Source organism: Micromonospora deserti, assembly GCF_003236335.1.
In the GTDB taxonomy this organism is placed as follows: domain Bacteria; phylum Actinomycetota; class Actinomycetes; order Mycobacteriales; family Micromonosporaceae; genus Micromonospora; species Micromonospora deserti.
Genome location: NZ_POUB01000330.1, coordinates 1 through 5,849, shown reverse-complemented (window position 1 = coordinate 5,849; position 5,849 = coordinate 1). Strand labels below are relative to the sequence as shown.

At 76.2% G+C, this 5,849-nt stretch carries 4 protein-coding genes and 2 pseudogenes; 5 read left to right on the top strand and 1 reads right to left on the bottom strand.

Annotation, left to right across the window (positions count from 1 at the left end; all coding sequences use genetic code 11):
• Window positions 1-3: 3 nt before the first annotated feature.
• From C1I99_RS34675 to C1I99_RS28420, 3 genes and pseudogenes are all read left to right on the top strand, one after another.
• A pseudogene (locus tag C1I99_RS34675) lies at window positions 4-147 on the top strand (GNAT family N-acetyltransferase); the annotation flags it as partial.
• Between the two features lie 222 nt (window positions 148-369).
• Complete coding sequence (locus C1I99_RS28425; protein WP_438941458.1) at window positions 370-1,245, top strand: SAM hydrolase/SAM-dependent halogenase family protein; 876 nt, start codon at window positions 370-372, stop codon at window positions 1,243-1,245.
• Window positions 1,238-1,480 carry a CPCC family cysteine-rich protein gene (locus C1I99_RS28420; RefSeq protein ID WP_111137280.1) on the top strand — a complete coding sequence of 81 codons (243 nt, stop codon included), beginning with the start codon at window positions 1,238-1,240 and terminating at the stop codon, window positions 1,478-1,480. Before C1I99_RS28425 ends, C1I99_RS28420 begins: the two co-directional genes overlap by 8 nt.
• Before the next feature lie 49 nt (window positions 1,481-1,529).
• On the opposite strand, the gene C1I99_RS28415 is transcribed toward C1I99_RS28420, so the two are convergent.
• On the bottom strand, window positions 1,530-2,741 hold the full coding sequence (locus C1I99_RS28415; protein WP_111137279.1) for a DUF8814 domain-containing protein: 1,212 nt from the start codon (window positions 2,739-2,741) through the stop codon (window positions 1,530-1,532).
• A 109-nt stretch (window positions 2,742-2,850) separates the two neighbouring features.
• Here C1I99_RS28415 and C1I99_RS28410 point away from each other — a divergent pair, with 109 nt between their 5' ends.
• Both C1I99_RS28410 and C1I99_RS28405 read left to right on the top strand, forming a co-directional pair.
• Window positions 2,851-3,687, top strand: a complete 837-nt coding sequence (locus C1I99_RS28410) for a zinc finger domain-containing protein (RefSeq protein WP_111137278.1) — start codon at window positions 2,851-2,853, stop codon at window positions 3,685-3,687.
• Between the two features lie 281 nt (window positions 3,688-3,968).
• Window positions 3,969-5,849, top strand: a pseudogene (locus C1I99_RS28405) (hypothetical protein); the annotation flags it as partial.

Genomic DNA, 5,849 nt, shown 5'->3' with positions numbered 1-5,849 from the left:
GAGGTGGTCAGCGTGGTCGCGGCGACGCCGGGCGGCGGCGTGGGCAGCGCGCTGCTGGCGGCCGCGGCCGAGGTCGCGCGGGCCGAGGGCCGGAACCGGCTCTGGCTGATCACCACCAACGACAACCTGCGGGCGCTGCGCTTCTACCAGCGCCGGGGGCTGCGGCTGGTGGGGGTGGACCGGGGCGCGGTCGACCGGGCCCGGCGGCTCAAGCCGAGCATCCCGACCGCCGGCGAGGACGGGATCCCGCTGCACGACGAGTTGGTCCTGGAGCTGCGGCTGGCGCCGCCCGCCGACGGCGAGCCGGGCGAGCCGGGCGAAGCGGGCGAGCCCCCGGACCGGGCGGCGGACGAGCAGGCAACCGCACCTCTGCCGCCCACGCGGGGACTCCGGCAGCCGGGCGCAGCCGGACCAGGCGCGACGGCCGGCACGCGGTGGATCTCGTTCACCACGGACTACGGCCAGGCCGACGGCTTCGTGGCGCAGTGCCACGGGGTGATCGCCCGGCTGGCGCCGGCGGCCCGGGTGATCGACGTGACCCATCTGGTGCCGCCCGCGGATGTGCGCCGGGGCGCGGCGGTGCTCGCGCAGGCGGTGCCGCACCTGCCGGCGGGCGTGCACCTGGCGGTGGTCGACCCGGGGGTCGGCACGACCCGCCGGGGGGTGGCCCTGGCCGCGCCGGGAGGGCTGCTGGTGGGGCCGGACAACGGCCTGCTCCTCGACGCGGCGGCCGCGCTGGGCGGGGTGACCGCCGCGGTCGAGCTGACCAACCCGGAGTGGCTGCCGGCCCGGGTTTCCGGCACGTTCCACGGCCGGGACGTGTTCGCGCCGGTGGCGGCGCGGCTGGCCGCCGGCGCGCCGCTGGCCGGGGCCGGGCCGGCGGTCGACCCGGAGACCCTGGTCCGGTTGCCGCAGCCGGTGGTCCGGCCGGAGCCGGCCGGCTTCACCGCCGAGGTGCTGACCGTGGACCACTTCGGCAACGTGCAACTGGCCGCCCCGGCGACCCTGCTGGAGCCGCTGCCCGGCCGGCTGCGGGTGGCCGGGCGGGACGCGGCGCGCGGGCGGACCTTCGGCGACGTGCCGGCCGGCGCCCTGGTGGTGCACGCCGACTCCGCCGGCCTGGTCGCGGTCGCGGTGAACGGCGGCCGAGCCGCCGACCTGCTCGGCGTGGCACCGGGCGACCCGCTGCGGATCAACTCGGATACCGGCGTCGCATCGACTGTGGAATGCTGGCCCGGTGGGTGAGTACTGGCTTCCCGTAACCTGTCCCTGCTGCGCGGCCCGGACCGGCGGCGGCACGTGCCCGGTCTGCTTCTGGACCGACGACGGCCAGGGCGACGCCGACGCCGACGTGGTGCGGGGCGGCCCCAACGGCGACCTGAGCCTGACCTACGCCCGGCTCAACTTCGCCGTCTACGGCGCGAGCCACCCCCGCTACCAGGACATGGTCCGCCCGGCCCGGCCCGACGAGCGCCCCTGACCGCACCCGCCGGCCGGCGGCCACCCGTCCCGGCCCCGGCCGGCGGCGGTCAGCAGGGCGGCACCGTCCCGCCGTAGATCGCGGAGATGTACGCGTGGCTGACGTACTGCCCGGCGGCCACACGGTTCCACCGGCTGGTGGTGCGGTACGGGCCGACGATCGTCTGACCGACCACGTAACACTCGACCGGCACGTTGGCGTACCGCGCGGCGAGCCCGCGCACGGCGTACCCGGTGCCGGCGCCGCTGCGGACGTTGAGCGGACCGTCGCCGACCACCCCGCGCGGGCCGGTGCCGGTCCACAGGTACGCCACGTCGACCCAGGCGTTGGTGGTGAGCTGCAAGCCGTCCCAGAAGGTGCCGTCGGCCAGGTCGATGCCGGCCGGGTTGAGCACCACCCGGCCGAACTGGTCGCGACCGCCGTTGTAGCCGTACTGGTAGGCCGCCTGCGCCTGCGGCCGGCCCTGCGGCAGGTCCTTCCAGTTCTCCCGCACCGCGCTGAGGTTCCAGTAGTCGTCCCGGGTGTTCCACGGCCCGACGTCCCAGGCCGGCGCGTACTCGCACCGGCTGCCGGTGGTGGTGCAGACCCGCACCGTGTAGTCGCCGGTGTTGAGCGGGGCCAGCCCGCGCCGGGAGGGCAGCGCCACGAAGTGGTCCCGGGGTTGGATGGTGTGCCCGTTGGCGGTCACCTCACCGACCAGTCCGACCCGGGTGGCGTACACCCGGTAGGCCCGGCCGGGCGTGGCGGCGGAGACGGCGGCGACGGTGTCGGCGGTGAGCCGGACGGAGCGCACCTCGGCGGTGGCGCCGGAGGCCGCCGCGGTGAGCACCACTCGGGTCTGCACCCGGCTGACCGGCCGGTCGAAGACCGCCCCCCGGGTGGCCTCCCGCCACTCGGTCCAGCCGTCGGCCCGCCAGCCCCGGACCTGGGTCTCCACGGTGGCGCCGGGGGTGACCCGGGCGGCGACCTCGGCACGGACCCGGGTGGCCGGCCGGCGCAGGGTGTGCGGGGCGGCGAGGTACAGGCCCTCGGTGAGGGTGCGGTGCCGCCCGCGGACGGGCGCCGGGCGCGGGTCGGCCAGGCGGAGCCCGGAGCGGCTGTGCCGGACGTTGACGTCGTCGCCGTCGACGCGGGAGAGGTCGGTGGTCCACCGGTCACCGCCGGCCGGGGCGGCCGACGCGGGGGTGGTCACGGGCAGGAGGGCGAGGGCAAGGATGACGGTCAGGACAGCGGCCCGGATGGGACGTTGTGGACAAGACATGGGCATTCTCCTCAGAACTCCCTGATAGTGCCTGTGTCAGGAGATCGACAGGAACCTCGGTACAAATAGCGACAGATGTGAATTTCGCTCGACGAGGGAGGATGGTGGGGTGCCCGAAGGTGACACCGTCTGGAACACCGCCCGCGTCCTGCACCGGGCGCTGGCCGGCGTCCGGCTCACCGGCAGCGACTTCCGGGTGCCGCAACTGGCCGCCACCGACCTCGCCGGGTGGACGGTGCGGGAGTCGGTCAGCCGGGGCAAGCACCTGCTGCTCCGCCTCGCCGCCCCGCCGGCGTCGCCCCCCGGTGACCGGGAGCGGGCCGGCGACGGCGACGCCGCGGCGGGCTGGACGTTGCACTCGCACCTGCGGATGGACGGCGCGTGGCGGGCGTACGCGCCGGGGGAACGGTGGACCGCCCGGCCGGCGCACCTGATCCGGGTGGTGCTGCGCAGCGCGGGCGCCATCGCCGTCGGGTACCACGTGCACGAACTGGCGCTGGTGCCGACCACGGAGGAGGAGTCCCTCGTCGGGCACCTCGGCCCCGACCTGCTCGGCGCGGACTGGGATCCGGCCGAGGCGGCGCGCCGGCTGGCCGCACACCCGGACGCCCCCATCGGCGAGGCGCTGCTGGACCAGCGCAACCTGGCCGGCGTCGGCAACCTCTACACCTGCGAGGTGCTCTTCCTGCGCGGCGTCTCGCCGCGGACCCCGGTGAGCGCGGTGCCCGACCTCGCCGGCATGGTCACCCTGGCGCGGAAGCTGCTCGCCGCGAACCGGGGGCGCTGGACGCAGAGCACCACCGGCTCGCTGCACCGGGGCTCGACCTGCTACGTCTACGGCCGGCGCGCCCAACCCTGCCGCCGCTGCGGCACCGCCATCCGCAAGGAGGAACTGGGCGAGCGGGTCACCTACTGGTGCCCGGTCTGCCAGCCCGACCGGTCGTGACCCGGGCGGCAGGTCGGGAAGTCGCCGGGGGCGGCACGCCACCAGCCGCCGGTCCCGGCGGCAACGCCCCGGACCCGGCCGGGCATCCGGCGTGTCGGGCGGCGACACCCCGTGGTCGCGGTGCCGATCCGGGCCGCAGCCACAGATACGGACGATTGGGTACTTCCTAACCCGCCGCGCACGTCGCATGCTGCGGTTGACTCCTCACGCATCGTCAGCGCAGCGCGATCGGGGCCGCCACGCCGGGGTGGTGGCCGCCGCGCCCGGCACCGGGGAGAGCCATGGACCTGTTCCGCAGACTCCGGATCCCGTGGGTCGACCGCGTGGCCCGCACCGACGCCGCCAACGGCTCCCGGCGGTCGAGACTGCCGGCGGCCCGGAGCGGGGACGATCCGGGCCCCGCCCCGGCCAGCCTCGACCCGGCCGCGGTCCCGCGCTGCTTCGGTCCGGTGCCGAACCACGCCCGCAGCCCGCTGCCGGTCCTCGACGCCGACGGGCAGGTTGTCCCCGGCACCGGGCTGCGCAAGTTCGTTGACGCGCTGCCCGGCCTCGGCGCGCCGGGCCGCACGGAACCCGGCGCCCACCTGCCGGTCGCGGTCCCGGACACCCTCAGCTACCCGGGTTGCGACTACTACGAGATCGGCCTGCGGGAGTACAGCCAGCGGCTGCACCGGGACCTGCCGGCGACCCGGCTGCGCGGATACCGGCAGCTCAACCTGGGCACCGACGGCAACGGGCACAACACCGTCGCCCCGCCGGAGCGCCCCTGGCACCTCGGTCCGGTGGTGCTGGCCCGGCGGGGGCGGCCGGTACGGATCAAGTTCATCAACCAGCTCCCCACCGGCCCGGCCGGCGAACTCTTCCTGCCTGTCGACCCGACGGTCCACGGCGCCGGACCCGGGCCCCTCGACGGCCCGGCGCCCTACCCGCAGAACCGGGCGGTGCTGCACCTGGCAGGCGCGCAGACCGGCTGGATCAGCGCCGGCAACCCGTGGCAGTGGATCACGCCGGCGGGCGAGATCACCCCGTACCCGAGCGGGGTCGGGCTGACCCCAGTACCCGACATGCCGCCACCCGGGGCGGGGGCCACCACCTTCTACCACCCCAACGACCAGAGCGGCCGGCTGCTCTGGTTCCACGACAACACGGTCGGCCTGGCCCGGCTGACCGTCTACTCCGGGCAACTCGCGCTCTACCTGCTCACCGACCCGGCGGAGGAGCAGCTGGTCGCCGACGGGGTGCTGCCGGCCGAGCAGCTGCCCCTGGTGATCGAGGACAAGACCTTCGTGCCGGACGACACCCAGCTCGCCGGGGAGGACCCGACCTGGGACCGGGACCGGTGGGGCGCGCGCGGCAGCCTCTGGCACCCGCACGTCTACCAGCCGCGGCAGAACCCGTACCGGTCCGGCGGGACGAACCCGACCGGGCGGTGGGACTACGGCCCGTGGTCGCGGACGGCGGACGGCGCCCCGGACGTCGCCACCGGCACGGCACACGACGTGACCCCGGCGTATCCCGGCCCCGGCCCGGTGCCGAACCCGCACCACGACCCGATCGCCGATCCGGACCAGCCGCCGCTGGCCCCGGGCGTCCCGCACCCCTCCGCCGTGCCGGAGGCGTACGGCGACACCATGCTCGTCAACGGGGTCGCCTACCCATACGTTGAGGTGGAGCCGCGGACGTACCGGTTCCGGATCCTCAACGCCTGCCTGGACCGCGCCGTCAACCTCCAGCTCTACCGGGCCCGCTCGAACGGCCCGATGTGGGGCCCGGACGGCGGTCTGGCCGACGCGGACGCCGGCGAGGTACCGATGGTGGAGGCGGTCCGCGCGCCGGACCGGCCCGCCGGCTGGCCGGCCGACGGGCGCGACGGCGGCGTCCCCGACCCCCGCGCCGCCGGCCCCGAGCTGGTCCAGATCGGCACCGAGGGCGGACTGCTGCCCGCGCCGGTGGTGATCCCGAACCGGCCGGTGGGCTACCGGTACGACCGCCGGGACCCGACCGTGCTCAACGTCGACGGGCACGCGCTGCTGCTCGCTCCCGGGGAGGCGGCCGACGTGCTGGTGGACTTCTCCGCCGTCGCGCCGGGCGACACGCTGATCCTCTACAACGACTGCCCGGCCCCACTGCCCGGCTTCGACCCCCGGTACGACCACCACACC